Annotated in this window: 9 protein-coding genes and 2 pseudogenes; 4 read left to right on the forward strand and 7 right to left on the reverse strand. The window is 74.4% G+C overall.

What is annotated here, in order from left to right:
* The first annotated feature begins 44 nt into the window (after positions 1-44).
* From ACSUPV_RS17815 to ACSUPV_RS17825, 3 genes are read left to right on the forward strand one after another with little or no spacing between them, the layout of a single operon-like run.
* A complete protein-coding gene (locus tag ACSUPV_RS17815) occupies positions 45-677 on the forward strand; it encodes a LysE family translocator (RefSeq protein WP_031115927.1) in 633 nt (210 codons plus the stop codon).
* Positions 678-735: 58 nt separating this feature from the next.
* Positions 736-1,476: a Clp protease N-terminal domain-containing protein gene (locus tag ACSUPV_RS17820; RefSeq protein WP_031115928.1), complete on the forward strand. Its 741-nt coding sequence runs from the start codon at positions 736-738 to the stop codon at positions 1,474-1,476.
* A 55-nt stretch (positions 1,477-1,531) separates the two neighbouring features.
* On the forward strand, positions 1,532-3,220 hold the full coding sequence (locus tag ACSUPV_RS17825) for a bifunctional 3'-5' exonuclease/DNA polymerase (protein ID WP_037760845.1): 1,689 nt from the start codon (positions 1,532-1,534) through the stop codon (positions 3,218-3,220).
* On the opposite strand, the pseudogene ACSUPV_RS17830 reads toward ACSUPV_RS17825, so the two are convergent.
* The 3 genes and pseudogenes from ACSUPV_RS17830 to ACSUPV_RS17840 form a co-directional block, all read right to left on the reverse strand.
* Positions 3,221-5,503 (reverse strand): annotated as a pseudogene (locus ACSUPV_RS17830) (tetratricopeptide repeat protein); the annotation flags it as partial. It abuts the gene before it with no gap.
* A 534-nt stretch (positions 5,504-6,037) separates the two neighbouring features.
* Positions 6,038-6,898: pseudogene (locus tag ACSUPV_RS17835) on the reverse strand (AfsR/SARP family transcriptional regulator); the annotation flags it as partial.
* A 385-nt stretch (positions 6,899-7,283) separates the two neighbouring features.
* Positions 7,284-8,177 (reverse strand): glycosyltransferase family 2 protein, encoded by an 894-nt coding sequence (locus ACSUPV_RS17840; RefSeq protein ID WP_037760846.1) that lies wholly within the window; start codon positions 8,175-8,177, stop codon positions 7,284-7,286.
* Between the two features lie 300 nt (positions 8,178-8,477).
* Here ACSUPV_RS17840 and ACSUPV_RS17845 point away from each other — a divergent pair, with 300 nt between their 5' ends.
* Positions 8,478-8,798, forward strand: coding sequence for a hypothetical protein (locus ACSUPV_RS17845; protein WP_037760849.1), 321 nt, complete (start codon positions 8,478-8,480; stop codon positions 8,796-8,798).
* A 271-nt stretch (positions 8,799-9,069) separates the two neighbouring features.
* On the opposite strand, the gene ACSUPV_RS17850 is transcribed toward ACSUPV_RS17845, so the two are convergent.
* The 4 genes from ACSUPV_RS17850 to ACSUPV_RS17865 are packed head-to-tail and all read right to left on the reverse strand — an operon-like array spanning position 9,070 to position 14,460.
* Entirely contained in the window at positions 9,070-10,032 is a 963-nt protein-coding gene (locus ACSUPV_RS17850) for a DMT family transporter (RefSeq protein WP_436947809.1), read from the reverse strand.
* A gap of 32 nt (positions 10,033-10,064) precedes the next feature.
* Positions 10,065-10,562: a YbaK/EbsC family protein gene (locus tag ACSUPV_RS17855; RefSeq protein ID WP_031115938.1), complete on the reverse strand. Its 498-nt coding sequence runs from the start codon at positions 10,560-10,562 to the stop codon at positions 10,065-10,067.
* Positions 10,559-13,018 (reverse strand): class II fructose-bisphosphate aldolase, encoded by a 2,460-nt coding sequence (locus ACSUPV_RS17860; protein ID WP_436947810.1) that lies wholly within the window; start codon positions 13,016-13,018, stop codon positions 10,559-10,561. Before ACSUPV_RS17860 ends, ACSUPV_RS17855 begins: the two co-directional genes overlap by 4 nt.
* Positions 13,015-14,460 carry a hypothetical protein gene (locus ACSUPV_RS17865; RefSeq protein ID WP_031115940.1) on the reverse strand — a complete coding sequence of 482 codons (1,446 nt, stop codon included), beginning with the start codon at positions 14,458-14,460 and terminating at the stop codon, positions 13,015-13,017. The genes ACSUPV_RS17860 and ACSUPV_RS17865 overlap by 4 nt, the downstream gene beginning before the upstream one ends.
* Positions 14,461-14,519: the final 59 nt, after the last annotated feature.

Genomic DNA, 14,519 nt, shown 5'->3' on the forward strand with positions numbered 1-14,519 from the left:
GAATTCGGTCGATCGGGCGGGGCGGGGCTTCGAGCATGGCCCGCATGGTGGATCTGTCTCTCTACGCGGCGTTCCTCGTCGCCGCCTTCGCGCTGTGCGTCACCCCCGGCCCCGACATGATGTTCATCGTGGCGATGGGCGGCCGGGGCGGGCCGACCGCCGGGGTGATGGCCGCGTTCGGGGTGGCGTGCGCGATGCTCGTGCACGCGGTCGCGGCGGCCCTCGGCCTGTCGGCCCTGTTCACGGCGTTGCCGACGCTGTACCACGTGCTGCGCTGGGCGGGCGCGGCCTATCTGCTCTATCTGGCGGTGAAGGCGTTCCGCGACCGGTCGGTGCCGGGTGCGGAAGGGACCGGCGCCACGGGGTCGGGCATGCGGCGGGCGTTCTGGCAGGGCGCGATCACGAACCTGCTGAACCCCAAGGTGATCCTCTTCAACGTGGCGTTCCTGCCCCAGTTCGTGGACCCCTCGCTCGGCCACGTCCAGGGCCAGTTGCTGCTGCTCGGCGTCACGCTCGTGGTGATGGGCTTCCTGTGGGACGGCAGCGTCGGGCTGCTCGCGGGGCGGCTGACCTCCTTCCTCAGGCGCAGCGCGCGGGTGAACCGCTGGCTGAACATCGTCTCCGGGACGGTGTTCACGGGGCTGGCGCTGCGGCTGGTGGCCACTTCTCCGAAGTAGCTCGGCCGCGTGTCAACCCGAGGTTGACAGCCTTCAGGGCGCAACCTACGGTTGACACATGACGAACCCCGAGCCCACGTCATCCATCCGTCTCGACGACCTCATCGCGGCCATCAAGAAGGTCCACGACGAGCCTCTGGAGCAGCTCCAGGACGCCGTGATCGCCGCGGACCACCTGGGCGACGTGGCCGACCACCTGATCGGCCACTTCGTCGACCAGGCAAGGCGGTCCGGCGCCTCCTGGACCGACATCGGCAAGAGCATGGGCGTCACCCGGCAGGCCGCGCAGAAGCGTTTCGTGCCCAAGGAGTCGGCCGACCTCGACCCGAGCCAGGGCTTCAGCCGCTACACCGTCCGCGCCCGGAACGTGGTCATGACCGCCCACAGCAAGGCCAAGGCCGCGCGCAACGCCGAGGGCGTGCCCGCGCACCTCGTCCTCGGGCTGCTCGCCGAGCCCGAGGGCCTCGCCGCGAAGGCGATCGTCGAGCAGGGCGTCTCGCTCGACGCGGTCCGGGATGCGGCGACGGCGGCCCTCCCGCCGGCGGTCGAGGAGGCCCCCGAGCTCGTGCCGTACGGGCAGGACGCCAAGAAGGTCCTGGAGCTCACCTTCCGCGAGGCCCTGCGCCTCGGCCACAACTACATCGGCACCGAGCACATCCTGCTCGCCCTGCTGGAGCACGAGAACGGCGACGGCGTCCTCAGCGGACTCGGTGTCGACAAGGAGCGGACCGAGGAGTACGTCGCGGCCGTGCTGGAGAAGATCGTGCAGGCCCAGAAGGACGTGCTGGACGCGTCCTGACCGGGGGCCGCGGCGGTACGGCGGCGTTGTCAGACCCCCCTGGCACACTCGCAGCATGACCGACCGGTGGGCACTCGCCCCGGCCGAGGACGGTGGCGTGGACGTCGCCCCCCTCGGTCCGGACGGGCTGCCCGCCGGGCCGGTGCGGCGGGAGGCCGATCCCGCCGAGGCCGTGCGGAGCCGTCCCGGCGTCACGCGGTGGGTGTGGCGGTCCACCGCCGAGGTCTACCCGCGCCTGCTCGCCACGGGGGTGCGAGTCGAGCGCTGCTACGACATCGAGGCCGCCGAGACACTCCTCCTCGGCCACGAGGGGCGGTACGGGGAACCCCGCTCGGCCGCGGCCGCCCTGGCCCGGCTGCGCGGCGGCCCCGTACCGCCCGATCCCCCGCTGCGCTCCGCCGAACCGGGCTCCCAGTCCTCCCTGTTCGAGCCGCGGGGCGTCCCGCTGCCCCTGCCGGACCTCCTCGCGGTCTACGCCGAGCAGCAGCGGCGGCACGAGCGGGCCGAGCACCCCGAGCGCATGCGCCTGCTGACGGCCGCCGAGTCCGCGGGCATGCTGGTGGCCGCCGAGATGAACCGCGCCGGGCTGCCCTGGAGCGCCGAGGTGCACCGCGCGGTGCTCCACGACCTGCTGGGCGAGCGGTACGCGGGCGGCGGCGAGCCCCGCCGCCTGGCCGAGCTGGCCGACGAGGTGTCGGCCGCGTTCGGCAGACGGGTCCGCCCCGACCTGCCCGCCGACGTGATCAAGGCCTTCGCGCAGGCCGGCGTCAAGGTCTCCTCGACCCGCCGCTGGGAGATCGAGTCCGTCGACCACCCGGCCGTGAAGCCGCTGATCGAGTACAAGAAGCTGTACCGCATCTGGGTCGCCCACGGCTGGTCCTGGCTCCAGGACTGGGTGCGCGACGGCCGGTTCCGGCCCGAGTTCCTCGCGGGCGGGACGGTGACCGGGCGCTGGGTGACCAACGGCGGGGGCGGGCTCCAGATCCCCAAGGTGATCCGGCGGGCCGTGGTCGCCGACCCCGGCTGGCGGCTCGTCGTCGCCGACGCCGACCAGATGGAACCGCGCGTCCTGGCCGCCATCTCCCGCGACCCCGGGCTCATGGAGGTGGCCGGCCGGGAGAGCGACCTGTACCAGTCCGTCTCCGACCGCGCCTTCTCCGGCGACCGCGCCCAGGCCAAACTCGCCGTGCTCGGCGCGGTGTACGGCCAGACCTCCGGCGACGGCCTGAAGAACCTCGCCGCGCTCAGACGCCGCTTCCCCAGGGCGGTGGCGTACGTCGACGAGGCGGCCCGGGCCGGCGAGGAGGGCCGGCTCGTGCGGACCTTCCTGGGCCGGACCTGCCCGCCCGCGGCCCGGGGCTCGGACGACGCGACGGAGGAGGCCGGCATCCCGGCCACCGAGGACGACCAGCCCGACGGCGGCCAGTGGGTCCCCGGGTACGCCTCCACCAACGCCCGCGCCCGCGGCCGCTTCGCCCGGAACTTCGTCGTCCAGGGCAGCGCCGCCGACTGGGCGCTGCTGCTGCTCGCCGCGCTGCGGCGGACCTGTGCCGGGCTGGCGGCCGAACTGGTCTTCTTCCAGCACGACGAGGTGATCGTGCACTGCCCCCAGGAGGAGACCGAGACGGTCGTGGCGGCGATCCGCGAGGCGGCGGACCTGGCCGGGCGGCTGACCTTCGGGGAGACGCCGGTGCGGTTCCCGTTCACGACGGCGGTGGTGGAGTGCTATGCGGACGCCAAGTAGTCAGCCCTCGGCGGCCAGCAGCGCGCGGAGCTCCGCGACCACCGCGTGCTCGTCCGTCCCCTCCAGTGCCGCGAGCGCCCTGGCCCACGCCTCGCGCGCCTCGCCGGGACGCCCCCGCTCGCGCAGCAGCAGCCCGTTCTGGTGGCGGGCGAGACCGCCGGTGTAGTGGTCGGCGCGGGCGTCGGCCCGGCCCAGCAGCTCGGCGCACTCGCGGGCGGCCCGCCCGGTGCGGCCCAGCAGCCGCAGCGCGCGGACCAGGCCGAGCCGGGTCTGGGACTCGCCGTGCCAGTCGCCCTGGCCGCCGAGGACGCGCAGGCTCTCCTCGAAGTGCGGAAGGGCGGCGTCCGGTTCCCCGAGCCGCAGATGGGCGTAGCCGATGTTGCAGTGCGCCGAGTGGCGCACGATCACGGCGCCGATCTCCTCCCCGAGCGCGAGCGACCGCCGGTGCTGCTCGATGGCGGCCCGCGGGTCGGTGTGCTCGTAGAGGTTGCCGAGGTGGCTGCGGGTGACGGCCTCGCCGTACGGGTCGTCCAGCCTCCGCGCGTACTCCAGGCTCCGCGTCAGCGCCTCCGCCGCCTCGGCGTGCCGGCCGAGTCCCTCCAGCAGCAGGCCGCGGTTGTTGAGGCAGCGGCGGATCCAGGAAGGCTGGTCCAGCCGCCGCCAGAGGTCCAGCGCGCGGTCGTTGAGGGTGAGGGCGTCGCTCTGGCGGCCGGTCAGGAAGCGCAGCCCCGCGAGGTCGACCAGCGCGCACGCCTCCGCCGCCTCGTCACCGAGCCGCCGCGCCACCCGGAGGCCCACCCGCCCGAGCACCTCCATCTCGGCGACCCGTCCCCGGCGGTGCGCGTAGGGGAAGACCAGCCGGACCAGATCCGAGACCAGGGCGGCGCGCCCGCCGCACGGGTCGTCCGCGTGCCGCTCGACCAGGGTGACGAGGTTCGCCAGCTCCCGGTCGCCCCAGGCGAAGGCCTCCTCGGGGGTGTCGAAGGGGGCGACCGCGTCGGCGTGCGCAGGTGGGCCGGCGGGCCGGGCCGCGGTGGGGCGGCGGCGGTCGTCCTGGTCGGGGCCGGGGCCGAGGATGGCGGCGAGGGCGCGCTCGGCCACGGCGGCGTACCAGCGCAGCGCCGTGTCGGCGGCGTCGCCGGCGCTGTCCGCCTCCCGCTCACCGGCCCGTTCGCGGGCGAAGTCGCGCACCAGGTCGTGCGGTGCGTAGCGGCCGTACGCGATCTCTTCCAGCAGGGCCACGTCCACGAGCCGGTCCAGGGCGGCCTCGGTGCGCCTCTCGTCCGTGCCGGTGAGACGGGCGAGCAGGGGTGCGCCGTACGTGGGCAGGTCGAGGGCGCCGATGCGGCGCAGGGTGAGGGCCGCGTCCCGGTCGGCCTCGCGCGCGGAGCCCGCGAGCGCGTCCTGGGCGACGGCCAGGGAGCGGCGGACGCTCAGGTCGTCGTACTCCAGGTGCCGCAACCGCCCGTCCGCGGCGGCCAGTTGCCCGGCCAGGACGTCCGGCGTGAGGGCCTGACGGGCGGCCAGCCGGGCCGCGACGACGCGCAGGGCCAAGGGGAGGCGGCCGGTCAGTTCGACGAGGAGCCGGGCGGCGTCCGAGCCGTCCAGGCCGTCACGGCCCGAGGCCGCGCGCAGGAGGTCGGTGCTCTCCTCGTCCGACAGCGGGGCGAGCGGGAAGCGGGCGACTCCGTCGAGGGCGGTGAGCGGTGATCGGCTGGTGACGATGACCGCGCAGCCGGAGCCGCCCGGCAGCAACGGCCGAACCTGGGCGGCACTCGCGGCGTCGTCCAGCACCAGGAGCGTGCGGGTCGGGGCGAGCAGTGAACGCAGCAACGCGGCGGCCGCGTCCGGGAGTTCCGGGATGCGGCCCGGTTCGACACCGAGGTCGCGCAACAGGGCGGTGAGCGCCTGGCCCGGGGTGAGGGGGGTCATGCCGGGAGTCGCGCCGTGCAGGTTGAGGTGGAGCTGTCCATCGGGGAAACGTTCCGCCAACGCGTGCGCGACGTGCAGCGCGAGGGCGCTCTTGCCGACGCCGGGCATGCCGCTGATCACGGCGGTGGGATACGGGCCGGGCGCGGTGAGGGCACGGCACAGGGCGTCGCGCACGGCGTGCCGTCCCGTGAAGTGGGCCGGGGACGGGGGGAGTTGCGCGGGCCGGGGCGCCGCGGCGAGGGAAGGGGACGGGGCGCGTGCGGGCCGCTGGGGGCCGCGGTTTGCCGGGTCGGTGCTCGGGGGTGACTGGTGGCCGGGGGTACTCGGGGTCGCGTGCGCGGGCGGCTGGGGGACGGGGGCGTGTGGGGTTGCGGCCGCAGAGGGCTGAGAGTCCGGGGCATGTGAGGCTCCGACCGCAGACGACCGAGAGTCCGGGACATGGGAATCTCCGACCGCAGACGACCGAGAGTCCGGGACATGTAAGGCTCCGACCGCAGACGACCGAGAGTCCGGGGCATCCGGATCCAGGCCCGCAGACGACCCGGCACCCCGCCCCTCCGGGCCCGTGCCGGCGGACGACTGGCAGCCGGGGGCATCCGGGCCCGCGCCCCCAGACGACTGAGAGCCGGAGGCCGGTAGGGCTGCGCCCTCAGACGACTGAGAGCCGGAGGCCGGTAGGGCTGCGCCCTCAGACGACTGAGAGCCGGAGGCCGGTAGGGCTGCGCCCTCAGACGACCGGCAACCGGAGACACCCGGCCCCGCACCCTCGAACGACCCGGAACCACGCTCCCCCGAGCCCACATCCGCAGGCGACCGGGAAGCCCCTCCCTGCACCCGGGCGCCGTGCTCCCCCGCCCCTCCCGGACCGCCGTCCCCCAAGGCACCCCGCAACACCTCCACGTGGGCCTCGCGCACGCCCGGGCCCGGTTCGATGCCGAGTTCGTCGACGAGGCGGGTGCGCAGGTCACGGTGGACGGCGAGGGCCTCGGCGCGGCGGCCGGTGCGGTGCAGGGCGAGCATCAACTGCCGGTGGTACACCTCCCGCAGCGGATACTCGCTGGTCAGCGCCGCCAGCTCCGGCACCAACCGGTCCAGCCGGGCGCCGCCCAGGGCCAACTCGGCGTCGTAGCGCCACTCCAGGAGCAGCAGCCGGGCCTCGCGCAGGCGCCGTGCGAAGGCGTAGCCGCCCACCTCGGGCGGCAGTCCGGCGAGCGGCGCGCCCCGCCACAGGGCGAGCGCGGCCCGGCACTCCGCGACGACCCGCTCCCAGTCCTGGCCGGTGTGCGCGGCACGTGCCGCGGCCACATGGGCGTCGAAGACATGGACGTCCAACTCGCCCTCGTCGACACGCAGCACGTACCCGGAGGGCACGGTCCGCAGCCGCTCGGGGTTCCCCAGCAGCCGCCGCAGCCGGGCCACGTGGTTGTGCAGCGAGGCCTGCGCGGACACCGGCGGGGTCCCTCCCCACAGCGCGTCCTTGAGGGACTCGACGGAGACGACCCGTCCGGCGTCGAGCAGCAACGCGGCCAGCAGCACACGGGTCTTGGGGCTCCCGATGGCCCGGACCGTCCCTTCGCCCCGGCGACTCCCGCCGCTGGTCACGCCTCCGGCACCGCCCGGGATGTCGTCGTACAGCACCGGCGGCCCCAGCAGCCCGAACCGCAGGCCGTACCGTTCCCCGGAACCCCCGCCGGACCCCCCGCCGGGTCCACCGTCGCTGCCCGAGCAGGGAGATGCCGCCCCCATCGCGCCCCCGCCTTCCGCTCCGCCGCCCTGGACGTGATTCCCACCGTGACGGGTTTCCGCCCCTGGACAGCGGTTTTCCGTCACCTTCGTCCCCGCGTCCTCCGCCGGGATCCGCCGCCGCCCCGGCCTTCCTCGGCCCTGGTTCGGCGACTTCACGCCAATCGGCAGACGACGCAACGGAGAACCGTTGGCCACATGTTAGCGATCCGTTGGCAAAGCCTGATGTGATCGCTACATCGGATCTGGCCCGGCGGCGCGCGCGTCTGGACGCGCAACTCGGGGGAGTGTCGCCGCCGCGGCCGGATCCGGGTCCCGGTCGGCGGAGGTGAACGGCCGGGGCCCACTCAACCACTCACGCGACGCCGGCGACGCACGCCCGTCGGCGTCAGATGACGGGCGGACGCCCCAGCCGGGTGAGCCGCCACACCGTACGCCAGCGCATGGGCCGCCGCTCTCCCGCCGACTCCCGTACGCCTTCCACGAATCCGCCGAACCACGCCCGCAGCCCGGCGCCCGACCGGTTCCGCGCGAGGGTGAGCAGCACCCAGACCCCCAGATGGACGGGGACGAGCGGGAGCGGCAGCCGGCGGCGGGCCAGCCAGACCCGGTTGCGGGCGTTCACGCGGTAGTAGATGGCGTGCCGGGCGGGCGAGGTCTTCGGGTGCTGGAGCAGCAGTTCGGGCGCGTAGAGGATGCGCCAGCCCGCGTCGGCCGCGCGCCAGGCCAGGTCGGTCTCCTCGTGCGCGAAGAAGAACTCGGCGGGCCAGTCGCCGATCTGGTCGAGCATCGCCATCCGCAGCGCGTGCCCGCCGCCGAGGAACCCGGTGACGTACCCGCCCCGGTGAGGGTCCGACCTGCCGATCCGGGGCACGTGCCGCTGCTGCGTCTCGCCCAGCTCGTCGGCGATGCGGAAGCCGACGATGCCGAGCCGGTCGTCGGCGGCGTAGAGGTCCCGGACGCGGCGCAGCACATCGGGGTCGACGAGCAGACCGTCGTCGTCCAGGTCCACCACGACGTCGATGTCGCCGAACTCCCGCAGCCGCGCCAGGGCCGCGTTCCGCCCGCCGGGGCAGCCGAGGTTCTCGTCGAGCTCGATGAGGGTGACCTCGCCGGGCAGCGACAGCCGCCGGGCGAACTCGGGCAGCGGGCAGCCGTTGCCGACGATCACGATCCGCTCGGGCGGCACGTCCTGCTTGGCCACCGACTCCAGCAGCGCGTCGACCTCCTCGGGCCGGTTGCCCATCGTGACCACGGCGACGGCGATCCTGGGCGCCCCCATGTCCTCACCTCATCCCGGTCCGGCGGCTGACGGGCTGACGCGCGATGCTATCCGTTCACGGTAAAGACCCCTTAAGTACGCCTGTCGGACCGCGACGCGTCTACGCCGTTCGGCGGAGCCGCGACGGGTGCGTCCCGGCCGAGCGGGAGTCCCGCGCCGGTCGTCAGGCGGCGCAGCGCAGCATCTCCAGCGGGGGGTTGGCGTGGAAGTCCGCCCAGTACTCCGCGCCGTACGCGCGCAGGGCGGCGTCGGACACCTCCAGCGCACTTCGCGGGCCTGCCGACCACGACGCTCCTCGTCATGCACGAGCTGCCGCAGGGTGTGCCCGCACCCGACGTGCTCGCGGCGGCCGGGCTCTCGGAGGTCCGGCCCGGCCAGGAGGCCGAGACGATCGCGACGGCACCGCGGCTGCGCGGCACCGTCGAAGCCGTGAGCGCCAAAGCCGTCGCCCTGCGTACGACGGAGCCCGTCGGCGGGATCTTCGAGCTCACCACCATGGAGTGGGGCGGCACCGCGGCGATCGTCGTCGGCGGCCACCTCTACGGCCCCGACGGCGCGACGGTCCGGGACCGCGAGCAGCCCGCCTGGGAGGCCTGGGCCGCGAAACTGGCCGCGGGGTGACGGCCGCGGGGCGACGGCAGGGCGGGCTCCGGCCGGGCGGGCTCCGGCCGGGCGGGCTCCGGCCGGGCGGGCTCCGGCCGGGCGGGCTCCGGCCGGGCGGGCTCCGGCCGGGCGGGCTCCGGCCGGGCGGGCTCCGGCCGGGCGGGCTCCGGCCGGGCGGGCTCCGGCCGGGCGGGTTCCGGCAGGCCGCGGCGGGTTCCGGCGGTTCCACGCCCGTGGAGCGACGGGCACGGGGAACGGCCCGCCGGAGGGCGCGGGGCCCGCGCCCTGCTCAGCGGGCCGCGCGCTCCTCCACGGGGAGGTCGGCCGCCTCGGTCCCCACTGTCGGCTCCGGCGCGGCGGCCCGTCGCCGCGCCGGGCGGGGCAACGTGCCGTGTGCCGCCATGATCCCTGCGATGACCAGCACCGCCCCGAGCGGCTGGTTCCACGTCAGCCGCTCCCCGAGCAGGACCACGCCCGCCGTGACACCGACGACCGGGGTGAGATAGGTGACCGCGGCGGCGTTCACCGCACCCCACGCCTGGACGATGTTGTTGTTCCACAGATAGGCGAGGCCGGTGCTCAGGGCGCCCAGCGCCAGCATGCTCAGCGCGATCGGCGTGTCGACGCGGGGCGCGGGCGACGCCAGCCAGGGGGTGGCCGCCAGCATGATGAGGGCGCCGATGGTGACCTGCACGAAGGCGACGCTGACCGCCGGCAGCCCGTACGGGGTGATGTACCGACGCAGACAGACGAAGGCGACGCCGTAACAGGCGGTGGCGCCCAGGCAGGCGAGTTCGGCCAGGAGGTGCCCGCCGCCCCCGGCGAGTCCCCCCGGGCCGATCAGCACCAGCACCCCGGCGAACCCGGTGAGCAGACCCGCCGTACGGCGCTTGTCGAGCCGCTCGTCCGCCAGGGCGACCGCGCCGACCGCGAGGGTGAGCAGCGGAGTGGTGGCGTTGAGGATGCTCGCCATGCCGGAGTCGAGGTGCTGCTCGGCCCAGGAGAACAGCAGGAACGGCACGACGCAGAGCAGCACGGACACCACGGACAGCCGCAGCCACAGCCCGGCGTCCCGGGGGATCCTGCTGCGGGTCACCGCCATGACCGCGCAGAGCGCCAGCGCGCCCAGCACCAGCCGGCCCCAGACGACCTGGGCGGGCGTCAGCCCCTCCAGCGCGACCTTGATGAACAGGAAACTGGAGCCCCACGCGCACGCCAGCGCGACGAACTGTGCCCCGATGCGCACGCGCATGCCGACGCACCCCCCTTGATTCGTGTCGGTCCCTACTCCGCGGCGGCCGGGACCACCGGCGCCGCGATGGGCGCCACCGCGGGCGCCACGATCCGGACGTAGTCCTCCGTGGCCATGACCACCGACCGGTCCAGCCGGCCCGCGTTGAAGGCGATCTCCTCGTGGGCCGCGAGGAACTCCGCGTCCACCACGACGGGCAGCGTGCCGGACAGCGACAGCGGCGGGATGGCGCCGACGACGCAGCCGGTGAGCTGCTCGGCCAGGTCCGACGGGGCGAACCCGCCCTTCTTGCCCTCGACCGCGGCGACGACCTTCTTCAGGTCCGCGCGCCGGTCGCCCGCCAGCACGGCCAGCACCGCCGGGGACTCGATCCCCTTCACCCGGCACACGAGCGCCTTCGCGCCCTGCGACACGGTCGTGCCGCGCACCGCGGACACCTCCTCGGAGCGCCCTTCGGCCGGGTGCTCGACCACGCGGTACGTGGCCTTCTCGCGGTCGAGGAGGTCGAGGATCTGCTCAAAGGGACTCAACTGCGGCCTCCCGGGGCCTGGGTGGGCGTACGGCCACGGAGCGGGGCCGCGTAGCACCGCTCCAGCCGGCTGACGAAGGTGTCGACGAAGGACGGCGGCGCATCGGTCCAGGAGCGCCAGTCACGCGTCGCCTCCGCAAGGTACGACATGCGCCGCACGTGCTTCCAAGTCCCGTCCCCCGTAGGGGCATCGGGGTCCGCGGTGAGGTCGACGGGGAGATGGGCGCGCAGCGCCTCCAGGTAGTCGGCGTAGACCCCGCTGCCGAAGTTCACCCGGGCGACCCCGTGCGCCGGCAGGGAGGCGAGGTCGACCCGTGAGATCGAGCTGCCGCCGTGCACGACCAGGGCGCGGCCGGTGCCTTCCAGGACGCCGGTGAGGGTCTGGACGAGTCCGTGGTCGATCGCCGCGTACCGGTGCTCGCGCGCCGGTTCGGTGGCGAAGACCTCGTCCCACAGGTCGGTCTTGCGCCGGACCTTGGCCAGCCGGCGCTCCAGCCACTCCCTCTCCAGGGCGTCGAGCAGCGGCCGCTGGAACACCGGGACGCGGGTCCGGGCCTCGCGGAACACCGCGTCGAGCCGTGGCCCGGCGTCCGGCCCGTCCCCTGCCGTCGTGGCCCGGCGGGCCAGCGCGGCCACCAGCCGGTGCTCGGCCGAGTAGCCGGGCAGTCCGGAGTCGGTGAGGTCCTTCTCGACGCGCGCGCAGGCCTCGGCGAAGGCGTGCAGGTCGTCGCCGGTGGCGCGGTCGTCCAGCAGGCCGACTTCGGCCAGCGAGCGGCGGGTGGCGGCGAAGCCGTAGTCGAAGCTGTGGAACTGGCCCACGTGGGCGCCCACCAGGTCGAGGTCCGTGTCCTCGACGAACCGGGTGAAGTCGCTCGGGGTCGTCTTGTTCCACTTGCGCAGCCCGGCCCCGTCGATGGAGCCGATCTCGCCCTCGACGAGGACGCCGTAGCGCCGGGCCAGTTCGGTGGCGGCGTTGGTGAAGAGGACGTTCTGGTGGAGCGTGCGGCCGGACCCGTCGACCATGACCGAGTCGAAACCGGCCTCGCAGGCGGCCTGGATCACCTCGTGGTCGTCCGCGTGGTCCAGGTGCAGCCGCAGCCGGGAGCCGAGCGCGGTGTTGAGCCGGTCGACGTCCTGCCGGAGCGTGGCGAACACCCCGGCGACGGCGGCGGCCGGACCCCGGCCGACGCTGTCCGCGACGAACAGCAGGGCCTCCTGCGGCGAGATCTCGCAGTACACCTCCCGCCGCGTGCGCGCGGAGAGCAGGGCGTACGGCAGCAGCATGGAGGGGTGCTTCACGTTGAAGTTCGGCACGGTCCCGGTCCACCGGGCGGGGGCCGCCGCCGCTTCCCGGGCCGGTGGTGTGCCGGGGCGACGATTGCGCAGTTCCCAGTGGAACTCGTGCCGCACGCGCTGCACTTCGGCGAGGAAGTCGGGCAGGTCCGTGTCGCCGGGCGACAGGGTGCGCACCAGCGGGCCGAGGGCGCGCGGGTCCAGGGCTCGGGGGTCCTCGACCATGAAGACCACGCCGAGCAGGGGGTCGTCGCGGCGCAGCGCCTCGGTGCGGCGAGCCGCCCAGGACATCGCGGCCAGGCCGCTGACCGGGAGTTCCTCACAGACGAACGCCACCGACTGGGCGGCGAGCGTGTCGAGCACGCGCTCGCAGGACAGCCGCTCGTCGGCGATGACCGTCCGCAGGTCGAGCCGTTCCAGGAGCGGCCGGGCCCACTCGGTGTGCCAGACCTCCGCGCCGATCACGGCGTGCGGCACATCGGCCCGGCGCGGCCGGACGACGGTGTTCAGCACGCCGGGCGGCAGCGGTGGCCGGGACCCCCGACGGGCCGTCGGGCCCACGGGCGAACCCGGGGCGTCCGCGCGGCTCCCGGGAGTCACCGTGCCCACCGGAGCCAGGACGACGGCGGAGCCCACGGCGCCGACCACGGCGCCGCTGCCCGCCCGGTCCTCCGAACCCGCGATACCGACCGCAGCGCCGCCGCTCGCCAGAGCCTCCGAACCCGCAGTACCGGCCATGCCGACCGCGACACCGGCCCCCACACGGGCCACCGGACCCACCGCACCAGTCGCGGCAGCACTGCTCGCCAGAGCCTCCGTACCCGCAGTACCGGCCATGCCGACCGCGACACCGGCGCCCACACGGGCCACCGAACCCACCGCACCAGTCGCGGCAGCGCCGCTCGCCAGGGCCTCCGCATCCGCCGTGCCGAGCGCGGCGGCGCTCGCCCGAGTCGCCGTACCCGCCACACCGACCGCAGCCGGAGCACCTCCCCGGGCCGCCGTACCCGCCGCACCCGCCACGGCGGGAGCACCGGCCCGGGCGGCCGTACCCGCCACACCAGCCACAACCGGATCACCCGCCCGGGCCCCCGTCCCCGCGGAACCCATCGCGTCCGGGGCCACCGCCGGGCCCGACGTGTTCGCCGGAGTCGCCGTGCTCATCGGAACACCTCCCCCAGCAGGCGGGCCGCGGCCGGTGAGTCGACGTAGGCGTCGAAGGAGTAGGCCAGCCGGTCCAGGGTGTGGTGCCGGAGCAGGTCGGCGACCTCGGCGCGGACCGCCGTGGGCTCGGCGCGGCGCAGCACGACCTTGGCCACCAGCCGGGCCACCTCGCGCATCTCCGCCTCGCGCAGCCCCCGCCTGGTCATCGCCTGGACGCCGAGCCTGAGGCCGTGCAGCCCGTTGGCGCCCGGTACCTCGATGTTGGTGGTGCGGATGCCGGCGTGCGCCAGGTCGCCCAGGGACAACCGCAGCGCGTCGGCGGCCGACCCGGTGATGATGTGCACCTGGTGGGTCTCGGTGAATCCGAACGACTCCCCGGAGACCCGCACCCCTTCCTCGTGCAGGGCGTGCGCGAGGGCCTGGGAGTTGGCGAGTATCTGACGCGCGTAGTCATGGCCATAAAGGGCGATCTCGGACAGGGCCACGTACATGGGCGCGATCAGCTCGGCGTGCGAGTTGCTCTGCATCTGCGGGCAGACCCAGTCCGACACCGCCCTGAGCTTGGGGTGGTCGGCGTCCCGGAAGGCGATGTACGCCTTCTGCGGTCCGGCGATGGTCTTGTGGGTGTTGCCGTGCACGGCGTCCGCGCCGAGCAGCGTCGGCTGCGGCAGCGCCCCGCCCGCGATCAGGGCACCGTCGTGGCTGGCGTCGTACGCGAGGAAGACGCCCTCGGGCAGCGCGGCCCTGATCTGGGCGAGCGGCTGCCAGCGCAGTTTGAACGACTGGTCGAGGATGACGAGTTTGATCTCCGGGTGCTCGGCGCACAGCGTGGCCAGCCGGTCCACGTCGATGAGCAGGGTCCGGTCGACCATCGGCAGGTGGTAGGTGTTGACGCCGGCCGCGGCGGCCAGCGACTCCAGCGCGAAGTGGCCGCCGTCCTTGTGCGCGAAGTGCACGAAGCCGTCGCCGCGCCCGCAGGTGCCCAGCAGTACGGCCTGCTCGGCGACCGAGCCGCCGTTGGGCCGCCAGTCGAAGGTGGCCGCCTCGAAGAGCTGCCGGCCGATCCCGGTCAGCTTCCCCACCAGGGAGGAGTTCGCGCCGGAGTCCGGGAAGGCCCACTCGCCCGCCTCGGTCGGGTACGGCGGGGCGAACTCGTAGAAGCCGCCCTGCAGTCCGCTGCCGAGCATCCGTACCAGCTTGCTCGGGTAGTTCTCGCTGGCCGTGAGGCTCAGGTGCTGTTCCCGGTAGGTGTTGTCGAGCACGAAGTCCGAGGCGAGCCGCTCCAGCAGGTGCGCCACCCGGTCGTCCGACCACGCCTGGCCGAACACACCGTCGATGTCATTTCCCGAAGCCTCGTCGATGATTCCCTCGGCCGCCTCGACCGCCGCCTGTGCTTCGTCGTCGACAAAGCCGATACCACTGTCTTGTTCTGCGGCACGCATGAATCATCCCCGTTGCATGTCGAAAAGAACCGAAAAAGAAAAAGAAGAGTCGCCGGAAA

The organism is Streptomyces sp. SudanB52_2052 (assembly GCF_964272415.1).
In the GTDB taxonomy this organism is placed as follows: domain Bacteria; phylum Actinomycetota; class Actinomycetes; order Streptomycetales; family Streptomycetaceae; genus Streptomyces; species Streptomyces olindensis.

Bases quoted from the DNA above. Each gene is read 5' to 3' on its own strand.
- ACSUPV_RS17815 (WP_031115927.1), top strand. From the start codon at position 45: ATGGTGGATCTGTCTCTCTACGCGGCGTTCCTCGTCGCCGCCTTCGCG.
- ACSUPV_RS17820 (WP_031115928.1), top strand. From the start codon at position 736: ATGACGAACCCCGAGCCCACGTCATCCATCCGTCTCGACGACCTCATC.
- ACSUPV_RS17825 (WP_037760845.1), top strand. From the start codon at position 1,532: ATGACCGACCGGTGGGCACTCGCCCCGGCCGAGGACGGTGGCGTGGAC.
- ACSUPV_RS17840 (WP_037760846.1), bottom strand. From the start codon at position 8,177: ATGGGGGCGCCCAGGATCGCCGTCGCCGTGGTCACGATGGGCAACCGG.
- ACSUPV_RS17845 (WP_037760849.1), top strand. From the start codon at position 8,478: ATGCACGAGCTGCCGCAGGGTGTGCCCGCACCCGACGTGCTCGCGGCG.
- ACSUPV_RS17850 (WP_436947809.1), bottom strand. From the start codon at position 10,032: ATGCGCGTGCGCATCGGGGCACAGTTCGTCGCGCTGGCGTGCGCGTGG.
- ACSUPV_RS17860 (WP_436947810.1), bottom strand. From the start codon at position 13,018: ATGAGCACGGCGACTCCGGCGAACACGTCGGGCCCGGCGGTGGCCCCG.
- ACSUPV_RS17865 (WP_031115940.1), bottom strand. From the start codon at position 14,460: ATGCGTGCCGCAGAACAAGACAGTGGTATCGGCTTTGTCGACGACGAA.